We start from the raw sequence: 21,670 nt of genomic DNA, 5'->3' as shown, positions 1-21,670 counted from the left end.
CGCGCGCCGAATTCGGCGCGGACTGACATATCGCCCCATTGCCTCGCTGTCTCAGACAGAATAGGGTGGTTGGTACGCAGCGAAGCGAGGAAACCATGGCAGGCAGTAGGCGTAAAGGGTTGGCGCGGTCGGCGAAACTGGCCGGACTGCCGATGGGCATCATGGCCCGCCGGGTCACCGCGACCGGTCGCGCGATCATGACCGGCGCGCCGCGCGGCGAACTCGACGACGAGCTCATCGACAAGGCCGCGGATCAGATGTTCGCGGTGCTCGGCGAGCTCAAGGGCGGCGCGATGAAGCTCGGTCAGGCGCTGAGCGTGGCCGAGGCCAGTATTCCGCCGCGCTTCGCGGACCGCTATCGGGACGCGCTCACCCGGTTGCAGTCGCAGGCGCCGCCGATGCCGACCAGCTCGGTGCACCGCATGCTCGCCGAACAGCTCGGCAGCCGGTGGCGCGAGCGCTTCACCGAGTTCGACGACCAGCCGGTGGCCGCGGCGAGCATCGGGCAGGTGCACCGCGCCGTGTGGCGGGACGGTCGCACCGTCGCGGTGAAGGTGCAGTATCCCGGCGCCGATACGGCGCTCATGTCGGACCTGAAGATGCTCCAGATGTTCTCCGGCGCTTTCGGTCTCATGCTGCCGGGCGCGGACACCAAGTCGTTGATCGCCGAGTTCATCGACCGCACCGCCGACGAGCTCGACTACCGGATCGAGGCGGATCACCAGCGGCGGTTCGCCAAGGTGTTCGCCGGTGACCCCGCCTTCCACGTGCCCAAGGTGATCGCGAGCGCGCCGAAAGTTCTTGTCTCCGAATGGATGCAGGCCACCCCGCTGGCCAGGATCATCGCCGACGGCCCCAAGGCGCAGCGCGATCGGGCGGGCCGGCTGCTCGTCGAGTTCTCGCTCTCCTCGCCGGTTCGAGTCGGCTACCTGCACTGCGACCCGCATCCCGGGAACTTCCAGCTGCTCGCGGACGGGCGGCTCGGGATCATCGACTTCGGTGCGTCGATCGCGCTGCCGGGCGGGATTCCGGCGGTGATCGGCGAACTGGCTCGCTGCGCGGTGCAGGAGGATTACCAGCAGCTGGCAATCGTGCTGCGGGACAACGGGTTCGTCCGTCCCGGCCATGCGCTGGAGCTCGGGCCCATCGAACGACTGGTCGCGCCGATCGTGGCGCAGATCAACGGCGACAGTGTGCACATCAGCCGAGAACTGTTGCAGGGGCACACCGCTCGCGCGCTCGACATGAAGAACGTGTCGCTGACCAACACCAGGGCGGTGAAGGCGCCGACCGAGATTCCGGAGCTCGCCATGCTCGGCCGGGTCTTCGCCGGCGTCGTCGGGGTGTGCGCTCAGCTCGACGCCGAAGGTCCGTTCGTCGAGCTGGTCTCCCGCTGGCTACCGGGCTTCGGCGAAGACGGCGCCGCCGCCTGATCGATCAGCGGGAGGGACGAGATCGTCCCTCCCGCAACCGGATCGGCGCGCTCGGCCCGGCGTCAATGATGAACGGCGGCGGACGCGGCGATGATGAGCCCGGCCACGATCAGCACGGCAAGTACCGCGAGGACCACCAGGTCGCGGCGCGCGGGCGCGTCCGAGCGCACCAGGTTCGGGCACTCGGGGGACTCGTGTGCCGAGTCCGCACACCGACGATTCGCGCACGGGTACATGCCACCTCCGGATGAATCAGATGCGAGTGCTGAGCCCGCGCAGGCTCCATCGTGCCACCGGCCGTGCCAGTGGGGCGAACATCTGCACCGGCAGCAGCCCGCCGAGGCGCGGATGCACGGCCAGCGTCCAGGTGAGCGTGGTAGCGCCGGAATCCGTTGGGCGGACGACGTATTCCTCCGCGATCGACTTCATGACGAACGGCACCGACGATTTGGTCGCGGTCAGCGCGAGCCGATGCCCCTCCTCCCTGGCTATCACCTGTTCCTCGCCCGCGACGAGCAGACCGTCGAAAACCCGCGTCGATCCGACGCCCCGCGCCCCGTCGCGATAGCGCATGCCGTTGATCAGCGGCAGCCAGGAGAACAGCCCGTTCGTGTCGAGCGCGGCCCAGACCCGACCAGGCTCCGCATCGAACGTCTGCTCGGCAGTGACCACGAAAGCCGCCTTGTCATCGACGAATGTGCGCAACGTCCCCGCGTGGATCGGCGTCAGCGGACTCCCGCCCCCCGCGAGCAGCGCCTTGGTCCAACGACGCGTCACGATCAGCGCCACCAGCCCGGCGACACCGCCGACCACGATCACCACACCGACGATAATGAGAAAGGTTGTCATCCGGTCACTTCCATTGATTTCGCGGCGGCGCTCTCGGCTAATTGCTTGCGGCGCAGCTTGCCGGTGGTGGTTCGGGGTAGTTCGGCGACGAACACGATGTCGCGGGGGACCTTGTAGCCTGCGAGGTTTGCCTTGACGAAGGCTTGTAGCTCGCTCGCCGTAGGTTCGGCGTCCGTGGCGCGAACCACGAAAGCGACCAGACGCTGGCCGAATTCGTCGTCCGGCACGCCGATCACGCCGACGTCGGCGAGCGCGGGATGGGCGAGTAGCAGGTCCTCGACCTCGGCGGGGAAGACGTTCTCGCCGCCGGACACGATCATGTCGTCGTCGCGTCCGTCGATGAAAAGCCGTCCCGCCGAATCGAAGTGACCGACGTCGCCGGTGCTCATGAACCCGTCGACGAGCTCTTTGCCGCTGCCGTCGCTGTAGCCGAGGAAGGTGAGCGGGTTCCGGTTGAAGATCCGGCCGGTCGTTCCGCGCGGCACCTCCTGTCCCGCGTCATCCAGAATGCGCAGCTCGACCAGCCCGCGCGGCGGATACCCGACGGTGCCCGGCGCCGCGCGCAGATCGGCGGGCGTGGCCAGCGTGCACGGACCGATTTCGCTGGCGCCGTACGCGTTGTAGAGGATGTCGCCGAACTCGTCCATGAACGCGGTGGCGATCAACGGCGGCAACGGCGCCGCGCCGCACGGCACCGCCCGGAGCGTGCGGTGCCCGTAGGAAGCGCGAACTTCGCTGGGCAGGTCCATGATCCGCTTGAGCATCGTCGGCACCAGGCAGGCGACACCGACCCGGTACTGCTCGATGTCGGCCAGCGTCCGCTCCGGTTCGAAGCGCTTGTGCAGCACCACCGGCGAGGTGAGCGCGAAACCGCTGACCAGCCCGAGCAATCCGAACAGGTGATGCAGCGGCGGCGCGACCACCATCGGGCTGCCCGCCCGCGGCACCGCGCCGAAGCGCGCAACTTCACCGATGGCCAGTGCCATGCTCGGTCGCGTCCGCCGCACCACTGCCAACGCGTCGCGCAGCCCGAGCCGGCGCGGCGCACCCTTGGGCACCCCGGTAGTGCCCGCCGTGAGCAGGACCACCGACGCGTTGTAGGCGGGCCGGCGCACCCGCTTCCCGCCGACCACGATGAGCTGCTCCGAGGTCGGCGTCTCGGCATCGGAGATCAGATCCGCGCCCGGCGGACTGACCACCATCCGGGCTCCCGGATACCCCGAGTCGGCCAGACTCGACTCGAATTCCGCGTCGTAGCAGAGCAATCCGATGTTCTCCCGGGCGAGCAACTGCCCGAGCTGCGGCCCGGCGAACCCGTAGTTCAGCGGGATCACATCGGCGGAGAGCCGGGCGGCGGCGAACAGCGCCTCGACGAACCCGCGATGGTTGCGGCACAACACCCCGACCCGGCTGCCCGCACCGATCTCGAACCGATCGCGCAGCGCCGCCGCCAAAGCCTCGACCCTGCTGTGCAATTCGCCCGCGGTGATCAGGCCGTAGTCGTCGATGATCGCCGGACGCTGCGGGAATCGAGCCGCGAACAGCGCGAGCACGGTGGACAGCGCGGCGCCTCCCTGCAGCGCCGCGACGACCTGGGGCAGCCGGGTCAGCGGAAGCGTGCGATGCACGCCGCTCGCGCCGAGCTTGCCGAGCGCGGTGACCGAATCGTCGAGGAAATGCGCGATCTGCTCGGCCTGCTCTATTGCCGCGCCCATGCGTCCGTTCGGGCGGCTGGCCGGATTGGCGGCCTGCACGTACAGCGCCTTGGCGCGTTCACCTATGCCGATGTTCTCCATCGCATACATGAGCGGCACCCCGGCGCGCTCCCACCACGGCCGGATGGCGGCCGGCCGGTCCACGATCGCCCGGCAGACCATGCTCGCGGCCTCCGCCGAACTCATCGCCGGGATATAGCGGAACATCCGCGACGGCCCGAGCATCGGCGAGCGCACCAGTTGTAGATGGATGCTGGTCGAGGTGATCCCGTCGGCCCGCAGCTCCGGGCCCGCGCCGCGCAGCCAGGACAGGAACGCGGCCTTGGAGGCGACGTAGGCGGTCCACTCGATCGGCGGCAGGTGCACCGCGACCGTGCTGACATTGACGAGATGCCCGGCGCCCCTTGCCCGCATCGCCGGCAGCAGCGTCATGATCAGCCGGACCGGGCCGAGATAGTTCACCATCGTGGTGTCTTCGTAGTTGTCGAAGCGGTCGGTCGAATCCGACAGCCAGCGCCGAATCGACTTGGCCGCGTTGTGCACCAGCACGTCGACGTGTCCGTGCCGGTCGAGCACGGTGTGGCCGAGGCGTTCGCAATCGGCCAGGTCGCTCAGGTCGGCCGGATAGACGTGCGCCACGCCACCGGCATTCGTGATCTCGGTGCGCAATTCCTCGAGCAGGTCGGCCCGGCGGGCGACGACGAGCACGGTGGCGCCCGCGGCGGCCAGCCGGCGGGCGCTGGCCCGGCCGACGCCGGACGAAGCGCCCGTCACCAGGATCACCTTGTCCCGCACCGCATTCGCGAGCCGGCGGTCGCCGATGCCGGGGCTGGTCGCGCCGAGCGCGAGCCGGATGGGCCGGGGTAGTTCGGGCATGACTCAGCTCTCGACGATTTTCATGGGCTGCGGTGCGACGCCGGATTCCGGTGGCACCCAATAGGTTTGCAAGCCGCGACGGCGCGGCATGCGGTCCACCGCGCGTCTGGCGAAGTCGATGGCGGCGGGATGATCGATCACCACCCGGGCGACGCGTTCCAGCTCTGGACCGGAGACGATGCGCAGCGCGGTACGGGTCGTGCGCGGGAGCGCCCGTGCGATCCGATACCCGAGCCAGGCCTCCGGACGCAGCGTCGTGACGGCCTCGTTCGCCGCGATCGCGGCGACGATCTTGTGCCCGGCTTTGTCCGGATGCATCCCGAGCATCGACATGCCTTTGGCGACGCCTTGTTTGCCGATGTCGATCTGGTCGTCGGTCACCGACGAAACCGACGCGGTCGCCGCGAGATTCGTCGCGATCAAGCCGGGGCACACCACGGTCACGCCGATGTGCCTGCTCGCGAGCTCGGCCCGCAATGTCTCGCTGAAGTGTTTCACCGCGGCCTTGCTGATGCTGTACGGCGTGACGAACCGGACGGGCGCGAAGGCCGCCATCGACGAGACGTTCACCAGGTGCCCGCCGGTGCCGCGGGCCACCATCTGCGCGCCGAAGATCCGGCAGCCGTGGATCATCGCCATCAGATTGATGTCGATGATGCGCCGCAGGTCGTCGAGCGGAACGTCGAGAAATGCTCCGCCGACCACGATTCCGGCGTTGTTGACCACCACATCCGGTACGCCGTGGTTGTCCCTGACGTACGCGCCGAACGTCTCCAGCGCATCGGTGTCGGCGACATCGAGCGCATAGGGATACGCCACCCCGCCCGCCGAACGAATCAGCGCCACAGTCTCTTTCGCCGTCGCGAAGTTGATGTCGGCGACCATCACCTCCGCGCCCAGCTCGGCGAGCGCCTTGGCGGTGCCCCGCCCGATGCCGCTGCCCGCCCCGGTGACGACGGCGAGGCCGGGATAGAAGGCGTTGGTCATATGCGGGTCCTCCAGGCGCGATCCCTGCACGCTTCGGCAATGAGCGCGCCCATCGAAGTGTACACTGTCTCAGACAGTAGGAGCAGTCCTGCTGGCGGGCCGCGAACAAGGGAAGTCACATGGCAGGCTTCGACAACGAGATTGTCGTCATCACCGGCGCGGGCAGCGGCATCGGCCGGGCGACCGCGCAACGCTTCGCCCGCCGGGGTGCCACCGTCATCGCCGCCGACATCGACAAGGAACGCGCACTCGGCACGGTCGAATCCATCCTGGCCGAGGGCGATCGCGCGGTGCCCTATCAGGTGGACGTGTCCGACGCGGAGGCGATGGCGGACTTCGCCGATGACGTGTATGCCGTGCACGGGGTGGCGCGGGTCCTGGTCAACAACGCCGGATTCACCACGGCCGGACCGTTTCTCGAGCACACCGTCGAGGACTGGACCCGGTTGATGGGCGTGAACCTGTGGGGCCTGGTCTACGGATCGACGTTCTTCGGTAGGCAGATGATCGAGGCGGGCGTCGGCGGCCGGATCATCAACGTCACCTCGGTCGCCGCCTTCACCCCGATCCCGCTGAGCACGCCCTACTGCACGAGCAAGGCGGCGGCCCAAATGCTCACCGAGGGTTTGCGATTGGAGTTCGCGGGCACCGGCGTCGGGGTGACCGCGATCTGCCCGGCGTTCGTCGACACCGGCTTCTACGACGCCGCGCGGCCGGTCGGCCCGGACGACGTCACGGCCCGGCGCACCCGCGACATCGCGAAGTACGCTGCCAAGCTGGTCGCGCACAGTCCCGAGACGATCGCGAAAACCATTGTGCGCGTTGCGGCCCGGAACCCGGCGGTGGTGCCGACCCCGATCGAGGCGCGTGCGCTCTACCTCGCCACCAGGGTGTCACCGGGCGGCGCCCGGCTGGCCGCGCGGCTGCTGAAGGTGGACGACCTGTCGGATCTGATGAACCGGCTGGTCCCCGCGGCCGTGCTCGGCCGGATGGACCGCTTCCTGGACAAACGCCTCGGGTCGAAGCGCTAGCCGGTCGATCGGGCGGCGTACCGTTTCGGCCATGACCGTCTCATTCGAGCCGTTGCCCGCGATCCCGCTGGAAACCTGGCGACCGACCAAGGAGACACTGCACCGGTTCGCCCAGATCGTCGGCAAAGTGGCGCTGACCAAGGGCGTGCGGCGCAACCACTGGTGGCACATGACCTACCGGCTCACCGCGCGCGGCTGGACCACCGTCCCGCTCGGCTCCGCCCGCAACGGACCGGTGTTCACCTGTGCGTTCGACTTCTTCGATCACGTGCTGCGGATCGCGACGGATCAGGGCACCCAGGCCGAGATCGACCTGGTCGACCAGTCGGTGGCGACCTTCTACGGCGATGTCATGAATGGGCTGCGCGACCTCGACATCGAGGTCGTGCTCGCCCATCCGCACCCGTTCGACCTTCCCGACGCCCAGCGTCCGTTCGAGGACGACGACGAACACCGGGACTACGACCCGGATAAGGCGCGCCACGCCTTCCAGGTGCAGAGCCAGGTCGGACGGATACTCGAGGAGTTCAGCGCGACCTATTCCGGCAAGATCAGCCCGGTCCAATTGTTCTGGCACACCTTCGATATCGCGGTGCAGCGGTTCTCGCCGCGGCACATCGAAATGCCCGACACGGTGGATTCGGTGACCCGCGAGGCGTACTCCCGCGAGGTGATCAGCTCCGGATTCTGGTTCGGCGACGACAAGCTGCCCGAGCCGACCTTCTACTCCTACACCGCGCCCGAACCGGCCGGCCTGGCCGAACGCGCGCTGACCCCGGCGGCCGCGCACTGGGTCGCGTCCGGCTCGGGCCACTCGGCGTACTACGCGTACGACGCCGCCCGGCAGAGCGCCGACCCGGTGGGCGCCGCGCTCGAGTTCTTCCAGTCCGTCTACGCGAACGGCGCCGAGCTGGCCGGGTGGGACACCGACCAGCTCACCTGCTGGGGCGGCATCACCGACCCGGTGCTCAAGCGCGGGGACGCGCCGTGGCCGGGCTAGTCACAGCCCGCCGTTGAGCTTGTTGAGCCGATCGCAGGCCTCGACGTACTCCTGGATCAGCCGGTTCACCACGTCCGCGGACCGCTCGACCTTGGTCATCATGCCGACCACCTGACCGACCGGATTGAAGTTCACGTCCTTGGCCGCCTCGGGATAGCGGTGCCCGCGCTTGACGCCGTCCAGCGCGACCATCATCTGCAGCGGCATGGGCAGCGGGTCGGGGGTGTCGGCCTGCTCCCAGGCGTCGGTCCAGTCGTTGCGCAGCATCCGGCACGGCTTGCCGGTCCACGAGCGCGAGCGCACGGTGTCGTGGCTGGACGCGTCGATGTAGGTCTGCATCTGCGCGGGCGGCACATTGGCCTCCTCGACGGTCAGCCACAGCGAGCCGGTCCACGCGCCTGCCGCGCCCATCGCCATCGCGGCGGCGACCTGGCGGCCGTTGCCGACCCCGCCGGCCGCGAGCACCGGCAGGTCGCCGACCGCGTCGATCACCTGCGGCCACAGCACCAGCGACGAGATCTCGCCGCAGTGCCCGCCGCCCTCGGTGCCCTGGCAGACGACGAAGTCCAGGCCGGCGTTCTTGTGGTTGAGCGCGTGCTTCACCGAGCCGCACAGCGCGCCGATCAGCCGGCCGGAGTCCTGCACCTGCTTGATCACGTCGTCGGGCGGGGTGCCCAGGGCGTTGGCGACCAGTTTGGCCTTCGGGTGCCGCAGGATCACCTCGACCTGCGGGGCCGCGGTGGTCGCGGTCCAGCCGAGCAGCTGGTTGTGCCGCTCACCGTCGGGCAGCGCGGGCACGCCGTGGTCGGCCAGGATCTTCTCCGCGAAATCGCGGTGGCCGTGCGGAACCAGTTCCGCCAGTTTGCTTTCCAGCTCGTCCGGGGTGAGGCCGTCGATGCCCTTGCCCTCGTACTTGCTGGGGATCACCAGGTCGACGCCGTACACGCCGTGCACGTGTTCGTCGAGCCAGGTCAGCTCGACCTCGAGCTCCTCGGCGGTGAAGCCGACCGCACCGAGCACGCCGAGACCGCCGGCATTGCTGACCGCGGCCGCCACGTCGCGGCAGTGGGTGAACGCGAAGATGGGGAATTCGATCCCGAGCCGTTCGCAGATTTCGGTACGCATGGCGTGCTGGTCTCCCTCGCTGCCGCGCCGCCGCGAACGACGATCAGCAGCTTGTCCTAGAACGAGTTACATAGTTGTCCGCGGTGCGCGCCGGAGCAGGCTCGGCCCCCGACCCGTCGAATTCGCCGCGGGCCGCAGAGATCGCCATGACACGGCCGCGGCGTCCTCGACGGGTCGGTGCACCATTACTTGACAGTAACACGTTCTAGTTTTGCCCGGCAGGGGTCTTTCAGACGGCGGCTTCCTCCAGCTCGCTCAGCGCGGTTTCCAGGTGGTCGAGCAGGCGGGGAAGTTCCGGAACGCTGCGCCGGCAGCCGACCAGGCCGAAGTCGAGATTGCCCGCGTTGGTGGTCAGCGTGATGTTCACCGCCTGGCCGTCGAACGGGATGGACATCGGGTAGGTGGCGTCGAGGCGGGCGCCGTTCCAGTACATCGATTCGCGCGGGCCGGGCACGTTCGAGATGACGATGTTGAACGCCGGATTGGTCAGCGGGACCAGGCCGGGCAGCAGGCTCAGCGCGATCGGGCTGACCATCAGCGCGGACAGCGCCATAGTCTGCAGGCTGGACAGCGAGCTGTAGACGTCCTTGCTCTTGCGCATCGATTCGCTGACCACGCGTAGCCGGTCCAGCGGGTCGGCGATGTCGGTGCCGAGGTTGCACAGCACCGCGCCGACCTTCACGCCGTTGGTCTCCACGTCGTCGGCCGCGCGCAGCGACATCGGCACCATGGCGATCATCGGCTTGTCCGGCAACGCGTCTCGCTCCATGAGGTAGGAGCGCAGCGCGCCGGCCGACATGGTGAGCACCACGTCGTTGATGGTCGAGCCGGTGGCCTTCTTCACCTGCTTGATCCGTTCCAGCGGCCAGGACCGGACCACGGTGCGGCGGGCGCCGCCGATCGGCACGTTGAACATGGTGCGCGGCGCCTCGAACGGCATGGTCAGCTGCTGCTGGAGCAGCACCTGCCGGGCGGTGCGCAGCAGGGTCGGCCCGGATGCGGCCGCGGACAACAGATTTCGTGCCGCACCGCGGAGCCCGGACGGGGACTCGGGCGCGGGTTTGCGCGGCGTCCGCGGCAGGTTCCACGGGACCTTCGCCTCGGCCGCGTTCGGTTCGCTGGTCAGCGTCCGCTGCATCACGCGTTGCGCGGAGACGCCATCGATCAAGGCGTGGTGCATCTTCGAGTACACGGCGAAGCGGCCGTCAGCGAGGCCCTCGATGAGGTAGACCTCCCACAGCGGGCGGTGCCGGTCGAGCAGGTTGCTGTGCAGCCGGGACGCGAGTTCGACCAACTGGTCCATCCGGCCCGGGCGCGGTAGCGCGAGCCGGCGGACGTGGTACTCGAGTTCGACGTCGTCTTCTCTGGTCCACGCCATCTGCGGCGCACCGAACAGGGTGGCCGGGCGTTTCCGGAAGGTCGAGTCGATGTCCTTGCAGGCCAACAACTTCTCGAAGGTCTGCCCGGCGAAGTCGGGTCCGGCGTCGTCGGGCGCTTCGAACAGTTGCAGCGAGCCGACGTGCATGGGGTGTTCGCGGGATTCGGCGAGCAGGAAAACAGCATCAATGGGTGCAATGAGATCCATGGTGTGGTCGCCCCCTGACGACAGGTGGTGGTTTGTAATCGAATCGACCACGTTGTCGGGCGGGCCCGCGCGCAGCCATGAATCCTGCGCGACACCACTAAGTTACCTGGTCCGGACGGTCGCTGCGCTGTCTTTAGCGAAGCTTTGATACCAGTAAGTAGGCCTGCTGGAATCGTTCGCCCGGATCCGGCTCCCGGATCATCCGCGTGTGCACCGTGAACCCGGCGTCCCGCAACAGTGCGGCAAGCCGCTCGGGTGGCCAGCGGTAGGCACGAGTCACCTTGTGGTCGAACGCTTCTACCGTGTCGGGTGCGTCAGTCGCGAAGAAGGCCAGTAGCGCGTGCCCTTTCACATCGAGTACCCGATAGAACTCGGCCAACACATCCGGCATCCGTTCCGGGGGCAGATGGATGAACGAATACCAGGCGAGGAGCCCGCGCAGGCTGGCGTCCTCGAGCGCCAGCTGCTCCATCGAGCCCTCCGCGAAGGACAGCTCGGGATACTGCTGCCGGGCGATGGCGAGCATCGCCGGGGACAGATCGATACCGAAGGCGGGCAGGCCGAGAGTGTTCAGGTATGCGGTGAGTCTTCCTTCGCCACAACCGATATCGGCCACCCCGCCGGAGCTGCCGGCCGGCAGGAGTTCGGCGAACAGGGACAGCATGGCGCGATCCTGCGGCTGCCTGGCCAGATGGTCCTTGGCGAATTCCGCGTAGACCTCGGCGATGTCGTCGTAGGCGGTGCGGGTGATGTCCACGTCGGCGGGGGCGTTCCGATTTCCAACCACCCCAACATCATCCACAGCGCGCGGGGGCGTCGGTGGCCGGCCTCGGCACCGGCCTGCCGCAACAATTCAGCACCGCGTTACGTGTGGTCGCGGACATCGTCGACCAGGTCGAGTCCGGTCGGCGCGGCGCGATCATCTTTGTGGCCGCGGTCGATCACCTCGCGGGTGATGGTGGCCGCCTCGGGCGCCGCGGGCGTCGTGCACAGATCCTCCTCCGGCGTCTCGCGGCTGCGGGCGGTGCCGAGGATCGAGCCGAGGATGACGAGCGGGAAGCCGATCGCCATGCCCGCGGTGAGCGGTTCATCGAGGGCCGCGACGCCGAGCACGATGGCGACGGCCGGGTTGATGTAGGTGATCACGGTCGCGCGGGCCGGGCCGACCTCGGAGATGAGCGCGAAGAACAGCAGGAACGCGGCGGCCGTGCAGATCAGCGCGAGACCGAGGACCGACAGCGTGGCGTCGGCGGGATAGCTGGCCGGCCTGCGCAAGGCCGCGAACGGCGCGTAGACCACCGCGGCGATGATCAGCGACGCGGTCACCACGCCGAGCGGCGGCAGGTCGGCCAGCGCTCGGTTGATCACGATCGGGCCGACCGCGTAACCGATGGTGGTCAACGCGATGGCGCCCAGCGCCGCGGGGTTGGACAGGTCGATATCGAGGCCGACCAGCGCGGCCACCCCGGCGAACCCGACCAGCAGGCCGGTGACGCGCCTGCGGTCGAAGCGGTCCTGGCCGAGCTTGGTCACGATGACCACCGCGATCAACGGCACGGCCGCGATCAGCAACCCGACGGTCGAACTGTTCAGCGTGGTCTCGGCGAATCCGATGAACAACCACGGCCCGACGATCTCCACCACCGTGTACAACAGCAGCGGCCGCCAGCGGCGGAACACCGGCCCTAATGCCTTGGTGTACAACGCGATCGGCAACAGCACCAGCGCGCCGATCAACGTCCGGCCGAACGCGACCACCACCGGATCGAAGTCCACCACCGCGATCCGGATCATCGCGTAGGGGACGCCCCAGATCACGCCCATCGCGAGGAACAGCAACCAGCCGCGCCGCGTCATCGCACGACCGCCCGTCGGGACAGAACATTGGGGGAGGTGTGACTAACTGGCATGCTCCACTCGCTTTCGATCAAACGGGAGCTTAGACCCAAGATCCGATCATCCGACAGATCCACTTTCAGGGGCTTGGACCAGGCCACTTTCCCTCGCCCGCACGGGGACGTCGGCGATTTTCGGCCTCAGACCGAGTCGACCAGTGGGCGCATGCGGTCGGCGGCGCCCTGATGGTCGCGCCAGGTGCAGGCGAGACCGAAGGCGGCGACCCGGCCGGTGTCGACGATGCCGCGGATCGCGGCCGAGACCGAGGGCAGGCTCGGGCCGCCGGGAGCGGGGAAGAGCAGGCCCGGCAGGTCGCCCGGGTCGACGACATCGCAGTCGAGGTGCAGGTAGAGCGGACCTTCGGGCAGGTCGCCGAGGTCGTCGACCGGGCGGTGCCGGATGCGCGCCGTGCGCAGGAATTCCGCTTCCGGTGGGTCGAGATCGCGGCCGTCGACCAGGATGGCGTGCTCTTCGGGGATGTCGCGCAAGCCGATTCGATCGGCGATCAGGGGCCTGCCGTAACCGGTGAGCATGCGCAGTGGCATTCCGCCGAGGTAGCCGGAGGCGGAGGTTTCCAGGGTTTGGACGTCGCCGTGCGCGTCGAACCAGACGATCGACGGGTCGAGTCCCGCTCGTTGCAGTCCGGCGACGACACCGAGCGAGGTCGTGCAGTCGCCGGACGCGACCACCGCCGGGTGGTCGGCGCGGCGGATGGACGCCGCCACGCGCTCGGCGACCGCGTCGTACAGCACCGCCATGCGTGCCCAGGGATCATCGATATCGGGGAGTTCGGCGGTGATCACCTCGTCCGGGGTGAGCGGCGCGTCCAGTTCGGGACGGTGCTCGTCGAGGTGATAGGGCACGAGAAAACGCATGGGCCTGAGACTAATTCGGCGGCCGGCGGCGAGCACTCGATTATTCGGCAGGAACCCGTGGCCCGATTCGGTGCCCGCGCGGCGCGTTCATCCCTGGGATTTTCGAGGTCTGGATAACGAAAAGCCCTGCCGGGCAAGTAATGCCGGGCAGGGCTTTCGGGTTTTTCGGTCAGCCGACTGTGGCGGTGGTGGTGGGTGCGGCGGTCGTGGTGGTGGGTGCCGCGGATTCCGTTGTGGTCGGGGTGGTTGTGGTCGGCTTGGCGGTCTCGGTCGGTGCGACCGTGGTCGTGGCCGGTGTGGTTGTTGTCGTGCCGGTGGTGGTCGGCGACGTTGTCGTCGGCGACGGGGTGGTCGTGGTGCTGCTCGTGGTGGGGGCAGCACTGGTGGTGGTCGGGGTGGTGGTCTTGGCGGGTGACGTGGTGGTGGGGGCCGCGGCCTTGTAGACGGCGGCGAGGTCGGCCTCGGTGGGCTTGGCGGTGGTGTCGACCTTCTTGCCCTGCTGCGCCTGCTGAGCCAGGTGGGTGATCCACGCGGCGGCGTATTCGGCGGAGGTCATCGGCTTGCCGTTGGCCGGGTCGGCGTCGTGCCAGTAGTCGAAGTGGTGACCGGTGTGGTCGGGGCCGAGGGTGAGCTTGTACGGGTCGCTCATGACCACCGGGATGGTGTTCTGGTTGGTCACGATCAGGCCGATGATCTCGTTCAGGATCTTCTGCGGCAGGTAGGCCAGCGGCGACATGGTGTCGGCCGCGATCGCGTCCGCCTTCGCCACCGGCTCCTTCGGCGCCTGGCCCGGCTTGTACGCCGGATCGGACACCTTCAGCAGCACCTGGAGGAAGGTCTCGTCACTCTTGAGCCAGTTCGGGTTCGACGAGATGTCGGCGAACGCGGCGAGCGCGATCCGGCCGAGCACGACGGCGACGTCCTGTCCGGTGGCCGGGTTGAGCCCGTCGCGTTCGAGCGCGTCGACATTGATCTGCCGACCCACGTTCACCACCAGTTGCAGCAGTGAAATGTTCTGCGGCGCAGAGCAAGTCAGGTCACCGTCGGAGCAGAACGAGGCGATCTTGCCGTTCAGCTTGCCGAAATCACCGCTGGTGCCGGGCAATGCGCCCTGGCCTGGAGTCGGGTTCTTGCCGTTCTGGTAGTTCTGATCGAAGCCGTCGGGATGGCTCGGATCCTTCGCGCCGGGGAACGGTCCATCGCCCGCGGATCGACCGGCGTCGGCGAGGATGACCACGCCGACGACCTTGTCCGGATCGACGATCCCGTACCGGCCGTCCGCACCGGCTTCCTGATGTCCGACCTTCATCGCGACGCGGCGCACCACATCGGCGCCCTCGCTGTAGCCGACGATCGAGAACTTGGTGTCCGGGCACGCCTGCGCGATCTCGCGCATGACCTGCTCGGTGTTCGCCGCACCGGCGTTGACCGCGTCCTCGTAGGTGGCCATGTTCGCCGGGTAGGCGATGTAGACGGCGGCGTAGGAGCCGGGTTCGACGGCGCCGGCGGCCGGGTTGACCACCGGGTCGACCCATTCGCTGCTGTGGTCACCGGACAGCGCGGCGGGCAATTCGTTGCCGTTGGCGTCTACCAGCAGCTTTGTCGTGCCCTGCTTGGGTGTGTCGTTGCGTCCGGCGACCGAGATGCTGACCATGTCGTGGCACTCGGTCACCGAGGAGGTGAGCTGCGTATCCCTGGTCTGCGGCGACGATGTCAGCGCGAACGTGGTGGCGACGATCGCCGCGACGCCGAGCGCCGCGGGCGCGGCGACAGCGGAGGCAATACGGTGTCGGGCAAAGAACCCGCGAAAATCCATGTCCTGATCCCCATTCCAATTACCGGCATGTTGGACGGGCCTGGCCCCCCGAGGCCATGCGTCAACTGAGACGTCGGAAAAGGGGAGGTGAGCGTTACGCCGCCGAGTCCGGATGCGTCGTCCGGCGCAACCGAGTCACGCCGCGGGAGCGGCATTTGCCCCTATTAACAGGGGCATCGACCATTCCTGATCTAGATCGGGTTGAGACCGGCTTCACCAGGTGAATTACGCCGTAAAGGCAATGGCGCTTTAATATCTCGCGGAAAATCCGTTGACCTTGCCGCTGGGGCAATCACTATCGTGGTCGACCGTGACGATCACCGTGCTGGACAGCTACACCGAGATGCGCGCCACACTGAACTCGCCACTCGCCGAGCGACCCGAGCTGCTCCGCCGGATGCTCGAGCCGACGGCGGGCATGTTCCGGTACTTTCCCGGCAAGCCGGATCGCAACTCTTTAGCAAAGTTTCCGAACGGTTCCGCCGCTCCGTCGCCGCTTGCCGGAACGCCGGGTTAATCGTACGTGTCACCCGGTACCGCGATACGCTTCTGTTGCAGGCAATAGGTGTTGCACTGGTCATCTCGTGACCGCGAACGATGTTGTCCGCGTACAGGCTAACCAGATAAGCGAACTGGGCGGTCGGCTTTATTGCCGGGCGCTCTGTTCTCATGCGAGTCCTCGCCAAAGACGACAGAAAGGCTGCGATCAATGAGAATCCAGCCACGGCGCCAGATTCTGAATGTCTGGAGTTCATTGCTGGCTGCCTGCTATCAAGACGACACCTGGATCTGGGGTGGGCGGGACGGCTCGAACTCCATCAGCGACGCCGAACAACTGTTGTGCCTGCTGTACCCGGCCACCCAGATCAGCAGCTTCGCGCTGCACAACCCGGACCGGATCGCCGACGATGTCCGGACCACGCTGAAACCCCTTGGCCGCGAACGCCGCATCGGCCTGAAGATCGTCGAGGTGATGGACGAGTATCTGCGGCGCTACGAACGCGACGATCAACCGATTTTCTCCGGCGGCAGTTACCTGCGAGCCACCGGAGAGCTCGAGGCGACCGATCGGCAGCGCGCGGTCGACGTGGTCGATTCGTATTCGATGTCGCTGACGGTATGCCTGGCCGGTCTGCAATACCTTCGCGCACTGCAGGATTCGACCGGCGCCGGCGATCAGCAACGGCTGGAACGGTTGATCAAGCCGGTGCAGGCGCGGCTCAACAAGCGGCTCACCGCGGCCATGGTCGGATTGGTGCGCAGCTTCGTCGTGCAGTCGGTGGATCCCGAAACCGACACGGGCCTGGCGATGCTCAGCATGTTCAATCAGACCGGGGTGGAAAACGACGCGATCGTCGGCGGCGTGGCCAAGCGGCTCGAACGCGTCCGCAGCCGGCTGCTCCGCGATGTCACGCTGAACAAGACGCCGCAGGCCGATCTGGAGAGCCCGGCCCTGATGTTCGAGTGTGGCTGGAGCTGGGGCGTGGTCGAAGGCGCCGAGGTCATCGACTTCATCGATGTGCCGATCGCTAAGTCGGAGGGCTTCGCGGTCGCCCGGCCGTACCTGTACTTCACCATCACCGCGCTCGACGGCATCAACGACTTGACCCAGCCCCGCACCCGTGAGCTCGACCTGCTCGACGCGGACCAGCGACGGCTGGCCGACGCGCTGCAACTGCGCTGGGATCTGGCGCAACGCTACTGGTCGGCGATGGCCCGCTTCGGCGAGGGGGATTGGCCGCTGGAGGACATCCCCTGGCGGACGTCCGATGGCGAGGAATCCGACTACTTCAGCCTCTGCGTGTCCGGCCTGCTGATCCAGGACCTCATCGCCCGGGAAGCCGATGACGACGACTTGACCAGGGCCACCAGAATTTTCGACGAGCTGGCCCGCCGAGGCCGGATCACCCGCAGGCTGACCGAGCACGATTCCGCACGCGCCCTGCACATTCCAGGGGTGCTGCTGCGGCTGAACGGCACCGACGCCATCGACGACGGCCCGCTGCTGTACTGGGCGGTGTCGGACTACGCGCCGATGCTGCTGAAGCGGATATTGCAGGCGGCGCAGCTGTCGCGCACGCTGTCCACCCGCAGGCAGCTGCTGGAACTGGCGCAATCGACCATGGATCATCTGGAACAGCGTGCCTTCCAGCGCGCTCCGGGTAAGGGGCTGTGGGACGACGCGGCAAGGGTTTTCGTGGAGCCGACCGCGACCGGACAACCCGCGCAGCCGCCAGCGGACGGACCTCAAGAAGCGTCCTGGTATTTCACCGAGCGCATCATCGAATGTCTGGTCGTCGCCGAATCGACCTACCAGAATCCACCGTTCCGGTCGCCGACCTCGCTGACCCGTGCACTGGAACTGCTCGACGAGGCGGATCATCTGCTCAATCAGAAATTCCTGGAGCTCAGCGAGCGGGACAACACACCGAATCGCCGGGCCCTGGAGAACATAGAAAAGAATCTGGTGCGCGCCAGCAAATTGATCGACGAACGTCCGGCCACGGCATTCAGTCTCTGTGTCGACGCGCTGCGTGAATTGGACGGGCTCGAAGTCGCCGGCCTCGACGCCATGAGAGGTGAGTAGGTTGAGCGAGCGGATACTTGTTTTCTCCACCTCGGACAAGGGTGGCACCGGTCGTTCGGTGACCAGTTGCAATATCGCCTATCGGCTGAGCGTGGACGGCAAGAGCGTCGCCTATCTCGACTTCGATTTCGGCTCGCCGACCTCCGGCGCCTTGTTCGAGATCGAGAAGATGGATCGCGGCGTCTCCGGCAAGCAGGGTCTGCACGAATACCTGAACAACCGGATCACCATTCCGGCCCGGTGCGATATCCGGTCGGAGACCAATCGCAAAGACCTGCACGCACTTCGGCATCCCTATCAGCTCACCCTGTTTCCCGGCGACCGCGGCGGCGGGGAGTTCCCCGCGTCCGCGCAGGTGGTGAAGCAATGCGTCGAGCTGTTGATGATCTGCCAGCAGGAATTCGATGTCACGTTCGTCGATCTCAGCGCGGGCCGATCGGCGGCGCTGGAGATCGTGCTGCGCGCCACGGCCGCCGAATCGCTGCGTGAGGTCCCGGCCCGCTGGCTGGTTTTCCACCGATGGACCCGCCAGCATATTCTCGCGGCGAACGGCCTGGTGCACGGTCCGAACGGCCTGCTGGAGGCGGGGCAGAAATGCGGCCACGACGTCGGTGATCTGCTCGAGTCGGTGCGCTATATTCGCACCGCGGTGCCGCCGACGAACGAGGGATCCGGCGACAAAGACCGTGGGCCGCAATGGGCTTGGCTGCGCAAACAGAACGAGGCCTTGGAGCAGCTCGCCCTGGCCAATCAATTGGGTTCCAGTGTCAAGCTCGGTACGACGCCGATGGAGCCGGTGCTCCAGTGGCGGGAACAGTTGATCCTCGATGCCGACGTCGACGCGAAGATCGCCAACGAGGAGACGGTCACCGCCTTCAAAGAGCTGGCAGTTGAACTCATGGACGACGCGACGTGGGAGAGGCTCTTCTGACGATGAACGGTGCCAGTGTGTACAGCGAGGCGGCCGAGCAGGTCCAGGTCGCCGGGGTGAGTTTCGCGCACCTGTCCATCGAGACCGGGCATTTCTACATGAAAAGCCTGCTCGACGGCGAAGAAAAGATTCGCGCGCATTTCGAGCGGGTGGCCCGGCTGGTCGACCTGCATACCGCGGAGGCCAAAGCCGAATACGGCCCGTCCGCGCGGGTGAGCACGTGCTTCCTGATCGATGACTACTTCGGGTCGAACACCAACCCCACCGAGGTGCTGGACAAGGTGCTCGGCATCGCCGAGAAATGCGGGCTGCGCATCGACTATCTCGCGCGCGAGGCCGGCTGCTGGGAGACGCCGCTGTATGTCGACGGGCGCCTGACCGGGCAGCAGATTCCGCTGGCCGAAATGGTCGCGTCCTGGGTCGTCGCCGAGCCGTTGAAGCAGACCACCGGACGGCGTCCACCCGATGTCGAGTCCGGCTGGCTGTGCAACGGGCGGCGCTCGTCCGAACACGACTCGGAGCAGGCGATGCAGGTGACGGAGGCCTATCGCCGTCCGGAGGAGTTCGCGCGCCGGGAACACACGATCTTCCTCGACATCGAGCTGTGGAACACCCTGATCAACAAGGACGGCGAGGAGCACACCCGCTGGTCCTGCCCGTTCCTGGCCTCGATCTGGCAGCTGCTGCGGCTGGGCATGGTGCGATACGAGGGCCGGGCGGTGGTCGAGCCGCAACCCCCCGGCGAGCGCTGGCCGGCGAGCTGGTGGGAGATGCCGTCGGTGATCAAGCTGAACCCGCAGGCCGCGCCGTTCGAGGCGTATCGCGCGCTGTCCATCCTGCCGCGCGAATATCTGAAGATCGAACACGCGGTGCAGACCATCCTCGACCACATCGTGATCGATCAGGAAGTCTTGGCGAAGGCGATCAAACGCGCCGAGGGCGAAGGGATCTCGATTCCGCGGGAGGTCACCGGCCGGCTGTCGCACATGTTCGTCGACGAGGTCGCCAAGCGTCCGCGCGCCGATGGGGCATGACATGGCCGACACCGCTGCGCATTCGGACGACCCGCCGCTGGTCGTGCTCGGTGAGATACACACCTGTCTGCTGCCGTCGCAGCACGTGCTGGACGCCGCGGCGAGCATCGAGCTGCTGAGCGCCGTGCAGCGCGGTCTCACGGTGACGTCGCGGGAGCGGCCGATGCCGCTGGTGATCTCGCCGAACCGGTACGAGGGTGTCGACTGTGACCTGATTCCCTTGTCGGGCAAGCACATTCACGTGATCGGCACCGTCGCGTCGCGTACCGTGGTGATCGGCGGCCGGGTGCTGCAGGGCTCGTCCCAGACCCGGGTGATGCGGTCGCCGGAACGGCAGGCCTGGTCGTACTATCTGAGCAGGCCGGGCACCGTGGACGCGGTGAGCAGGCTCGGCAACGAGCCGGCCGGCCGGATGGCGGACGGACATCTGCGCGCGCACGGCGACGACAAGCTCGATCTGACCTCGATCAGCCAGCGGATGTCGACGTTCGCCCGGGTGGATCCCCGGCTGGATCAGAAAATGCCGTTCCGCGCGGGCACCACCCGGCTGCGCTGGGCGGTCGAGGTCGGCGCGGAGCCGACTCGGTTGCCCCGCTTCGCTTTTCATCTGGCCGGTAACACGCTGCGGACCGTGCGGCTCACCCTGGGGACCGAGGATGTCGCTGCGGCGCAGCGGTTCTGCGAGGATCTCGCGATCCACGATTGGCTGCTGACCACCATCGGCCAGGTGGCCGATCGGGCCGGGCGGAACGATCACGAGACCGACACGCTGCTGGATCAGCTGGTGCCATTGCTGGATCAGCTTGTCCCGCTGTGGATGCCGGGCGCGCACACCGCTCCGGGGCTGCGGCAGCTGTGGACAGATCTGGAAACGGACCCGGGCTTCACCCGGCAATGGACCGCGCGGGTCGGGCAACTGCGCGACCGGATGACCACCGCGACCCTCAAGGCGCTGCGCCATTCGAAGATCATCAGCCACGACTGGTGAGTCCTCAGAGCCGAAACCAGCGCCGCACCAGCAGCGCGAAGAACACCGACGTCGACAGCACCCCCGCGTACGCCTCCACCACGAACACCAGCTGATCGGTCCCCTCGAGCCCCGCGGTATCCGCCGGGCCGAGGGGGTTCAGGTAGTTCATGGCGCAGTCGTAGACGATCGACAGGGTCGAGGCGGTGGACAGCGAACGCACCACCACGATCGACAGCGCGACCTGGAGAAAGATCCACAGCAGCATCCGATACGGCCGATATCCGTAGCCGCACACCAGGTCCGAGAAGTAGCCGACGCACCGCCGCCAGCGAATCGGCTGCCCCCAGCGCCGGGCCCGCGCCAGGCTCAGGCCGCAGCGGTCCTCCGCATCGGTGTCCCCGTCCTGGCGGTACAGGCTCCACGCCCGCCGAAACGCCAGCGCCGCATGGCCGGGCAGGTCCTGTGCCAGCGTGCCGCCGATCTGCTCGTAGACCTCGGCGAGCCGCCGGCTCTGCGTGCGGCTCAACTTCAGCGGGCCCCGATACTCGACCTCGGCGGCGAACAGGGCCAGCAGAACCTCGGGGACTACCTGCGCGTCCGAGTCGGACGTCTTGCCCAGATCCGCGTAGGCGCGGGCGAACAGCAGGCTGTCGCTGCGTCGTCGAATGCCGGGTGGGTCGTATCCGGCGATGACGGCTTCGACGTGCCGGTTGAACGAATCCAGTAGATCCTGTTCCCCCTCCCGCCTGCGCTCAGGCCAGTTCTTCGCCAAGAACGGATACAGGTCGGCATCGGCGTAGGCCTTGGCGTGGCGGTCGACCCGGGTGAACATCGAGCGGGCGAAATGCGAATCCTGTTGTTGCTCATCCACTACAGCCCCACCATCGACGTCGTTCTCTCGGCGCACCGTCACGATAACGCGATACGACAATTGAGCCGACGTTCTTCCGCAGGTGCAAG

The 21,670-nt window shown here is 67.4% G+C and carries 18 protein-coding genes; 8 read left to right on the top strand and 10 right to left on the bottom strand.

What is annotated here, in order from left to right; genetic code table 11:
* Positions 1–95: 95 nt before the first annotated feature.
* Entirely contained in the window at positions 96–1,433 is a 1,338-nt protein-coding gene (locus F3087_RS04035; protein WP_150400373.1) for an ABC1 kinase family protein, read from the top strand.
* A gap of 252 nt (positions 1,434–1,685) precedes the next feature.
* On the opposite strand, the gene F3087_RS04030 is transcribed toward F3087_RS04035, so the two are convergent.
* The 3 genes from F3087_RS04030 to F3087_RS04020 are packed head-to-tail and all read right to left on the bottom strand — an operon-like array spanning position 1,686 to position 5,860.
* On the bottom strand, positions 1,686–2,282 hold the full coding sequence (locus F3087_RS04030; RefSeq protein ID WP_150400372.1) for an SRPBCC family protein: 597 nt from the start codon (positions 2,280–2,282) through the stop codon (positions 1,686–1,688).
* Positions 2,279–4,873: an SDR family NAD(P)-dependent oxidoreductase gene (locus F3087_RS04025; RefSeq protein WP_150400371.1), complete on the bottom strand. Its 2,595-nt coding sequence runs from the start codon at positions 4,871–4,873 to the stop codon at positions 2,279–2,281. Before F3087_RS04025 ends, F3087_RS04030 begins: the two co-directional genes overlap by 4 nt.
* A gap of 3 nt (positions 4,874–4,876) precedes the next feature.
* Entirely contained in the window at positions 4,877–5,860 is a 984-nt protein-coding gene (locus F3087_RS04020; protein ID WP_150400370.1) for an SDR family NAD(P)-dependent oxidoreductase, read from the bottom strand.
* Positions 5,861–5,979: 119 nt separating this feature from the next.
* Here F3087_RS04020 and F3087_RS04015 point away from each other — a divergent pair, with 119 nt between their 5' ends.
* Together F3087_RS04015 and F3087_RS04010 are read left to right on the top strand one after the other, a co-directional pair.
* On the top strand, positions 5,980–6,891 hold the full coding sequence (locus F3087_RS04015) for an SDR family NAD(P)-dependent oxidoreductase (protein ID WP_150400369.1): 912 nt from the start codon (positions 5,980–5,982) through the stop codon (positions 6,889–6,891).
* A gap of 31 nt (positions 6,892–6,922) precedes the next feature.
* The gene (locus tag F3087_RS04010; RefSeq protein ID WP_150400368.1) at positions 6,923–7,891 is read left to right on the top strand and encodes a DUF5996 family protein; all 969 of its coding nucleotides are present in this window, start codon (positions 6,923–6,925) and stop codon (positions 7,889–7,891) included.
* Here the strand turns inward: F3087_RS04010 and F3087_RS04005 are convergent, their stop codons facing one another.
* The 6 genes from F3087_RS04005 to F3087_RS03980 form a co-directional block, all read right to left on the bottom strand.
* A complete protein-coding gene (locus F3087_RS04005) occupies positions 7,892–9,016 on the bottom strand; it encodes an NAD(P)H-dependent flavin oxidoreductase (RefSeq protein ID WP_150400367.1) in 1,125 nt (374 codons plus the stop codon).
* A gap of 229 nt (positions 9,017–9,245) precedes the next feature.
* On the bottom strand, positions 9,246–10,601 hold the full coding sequence (locus F3087_RS04000) for a WS/DGAT/MGAT family O-acyltransferase (protein WP_150400366.1): 1,356 nt from the start codon (positions 10,599–10,601) through the stop codon (positions 9,246–9,248).
* Positions 10,602–10,734: 133 nt separating this feature from the next.
* The gene (locus F3087_RS03995) at positions 10,735–11,388 is read right to left on the bottom strand and encodes a class I SAM-dependent DNA methyltransferase (RefSeq protein ID WP_223884801.1); all 654 of its coding nucleotides are present in this window, start codon (positions 11,386–11,388) and stop codon (positions 10,735–10,737) included.
* Between the two features lie 77 nt (positions 11,389–11,465).
* A complete protein-coding gene (locus F3087_RS03990) occupies positions 11,466–12,458 on the bottom strand; it encodes a DMT family transporter (protein ID WP_223884800.1) in 993 nt (330 codons plus the stop codon).
* Between the two features lie 179 nt (positions 12,459–12,637).
* Positions 12,638–13,372, bottom strand: coding sequence for an arginase family protein (locus F3087_RS03985; protein WP_150400365.1), 735 nt, complete (start codon positions 13,370–13,372; stop codon positions 12,638–12,640).
* Positions 13,373–13,541: 169 nt separating this feature from the next.
* The gene (locus F3087_RS03980) at positions 13,542–15,188 is read right to left on the bottom strand and encodes a cutinase family protein (RefSeq protein ID WP_150400364.1); all 1,647 of its coding nucleotides are present in this window, start codon (positions 15,186–15,188) and stop codon (positions 13,542–13,544) included.
* A gap of 310 nt (positions 15,189–15,498) precedes the next feature.
* Between F3087_RS03980 and F3087_RS03975 the strand changes: the two genes are divergently transcribed.
* The 5 genes from F3087_RS03975 to F3087_RS03955 all read left to right on the top strand — a co-directional run bounded on the left by F3087_RS03975 (position 15,499) and on the right by F3087_RS03955 (position 20,728).
* On the top strand, positions 15,499–15,705 hold the full coding sequence (locus F3087_RS03975; RefSeq protein WP_150400363.1) for a hypothetical protein: 207 nt from the start codon (positions 15,499–15,501) through the stop codon (positions 15,703–15,705).
* 192 nt (positions 15,706–15,897) lie between these two features.
* Complete coding sequence (locus F3087_RS03970) at positions 15,898–17,775, top strand: SCO2524 family protein (protein WP_150400362.1); 1,878 nt, start codon at positions 15,898–15,900, stop codon at positions 17,773–17,775.
* A gap of 1 nt (position 17,776) precedes the next feature.
* A complete protein-coding gene (locus F3087_RS03965; protein WP_150400361.1) occupies positions 17,777–18,706 on the top strand; it encodes an SCO2523 family variant P-loop protein in 930 nt (309 codons plus the stop codon).
* A 2-nt stretch (positions 18,707–18,708) separates the two neighbouring features.
* Positions 18,709–19,740 carry an SCO2522 family protein gene (locus F3087_RS03960; RefSeq protein ID WP_150400360.1) on the top strand — a complete coding sequence of 344 codons (1,032 nt, stop codon included), beginning with the start codon at positions 18,709–18,711 and terminating at the stop codon, positions 19,738–19,740.
* 1 nt (position 19,741) lies between these two features.
* Positions 19,742–20,728, top strand: a complete 987-nt coding sequence (locus tag F3087_RS03955) for an SCO2521 family protein (RefSeq protein ID WP_150400359.1) — start codon at positions 19,742–19,744, stop codon at positions 20,726–20,728.
* Positions 20,729–20,732: 4 nt separating this feature from the next.
* Here F3087_RS03955 and F3087_RS03950 read toward each other — a convergent pair whose 3' ends face one another.
* Positions 20,733–21,581: a hypothetical protein gene (locus F3087_RS03950; RefSeq protein ID WP_150400358.1), complete on the bottom strand. Its 849-nt coding sequence runs from the start codon at positions 21,579–21,581 to the stop codon at positions 20,733–20,735.
* Between the last annotated feature and the right edge of the window lie 89 nt (positions 21,582–21,670).

Source organism: Nocardia colli (genome assembly GCF_008704205.1).
Classification (GTDB): Bacteria; Actinomycetota; Actinomycetes; order Mycobacteriales; family Mycobacteriaceae; genus Nocardia; species Nocardia colli.
This window is presented reverse-complemented; position numbering and strand designations above follow the sequence as displayed.

Coding starts and splice junctions, on each gene's coding strand:
- F3087_RS04035 (WP_150400373.1), top strand. CDS start 96: ATGGCAGGCAGTAGGCGTAAAGGGTTGGCGCGGTCGGCGAAACTGGCC.
- F3087_RS04030 (WP_150400372.1), bottom strand. CDS start 2,282: ATGACAACCTTTCTCATTATCGTCGGTGTGGTGATCGTGGTCGGCGGT.
- F3087_RS04025 (WP_150400371.1), bottom strand. CDS start 4,873: ATGCCCGAACTACCCCGGCCCATCCGGCTCGCGCTCGGCGCGACCAGC.
- F3087_RS04020 (WP_150400370.1), bottom strand. CDS start 5,860: ATGACCAACGCCTTCTATCCCGGCCTCGCCGTCGTCACCGGGGCGGGC.
- F3087_RS04015 (WP_150400369.1), top strand. CDS start 5,980: ATGGCAGGCTTCGACAACGAGATTGTCGTCATCACCGGCGCGGGCAGC.
- F3087_RS04010 (WP_150400368.1), top strand. CDS start 6,923: ATGACCGTCTCATTCGAGCCGTTGCCCGCGATCCCGCTGGAAACCTGG.
- F3087_RS04005 (WP_150400367.1), bottom strand. CDS start 9,016: ATGCGTACCGAAATCTGCGAACGGCTCGGGATCGAATTCCCCATCTTC.
- F3087_RS04000 (WP_150400366.1), bottom strand. CDS start 10,601: ATGGATCTCATTGCACCCATTGATGCTGTTTTCCTGCTCGCCGAATCC.
- F3087_RS03990 (WP_223884800.1), bottom strand. CDS start 12,458: ATGACGCGGCGCGGCTGGTTGCTGTTCCTCGCGATGGGCGTGATCTGG.
- F3087_RS03985 (WP_150400365.1), bottom strand. CDS start 13,372: ATGCGTTTTCTCGTGCCCTATCACCTCGACGAGCACCGTCCCGAACTG.
- F3087_RS03980 (WP_150400364.1), bottom strand. CDS start 15,188: ATGGATTTTCGCGGGTTCTTTGCCCGACACCGTATTGCCTCCGCTGTC.
- F3087_RS03970 (WP_150400362.1), top strand. CDS start 15,898: ATGAGAATCCAGCCACGGCGCCAGATTCTGAATGTCTGGAGTTCATTG.
- F3087_RS03960 (WP_150400360.1), top strand. CDS start 18,709: ATGAACGGTGCCAGTGTGTACAGCGAGGCGGCCGAGCAGGTCCAGGTC.
- F3087_RS03955 (WP_150400359.1), top strand. CDS start 19,742: ATGGCCGACACCGCTGCGCATTCGGACGACCCGCCGCTGGTCGTGCTC.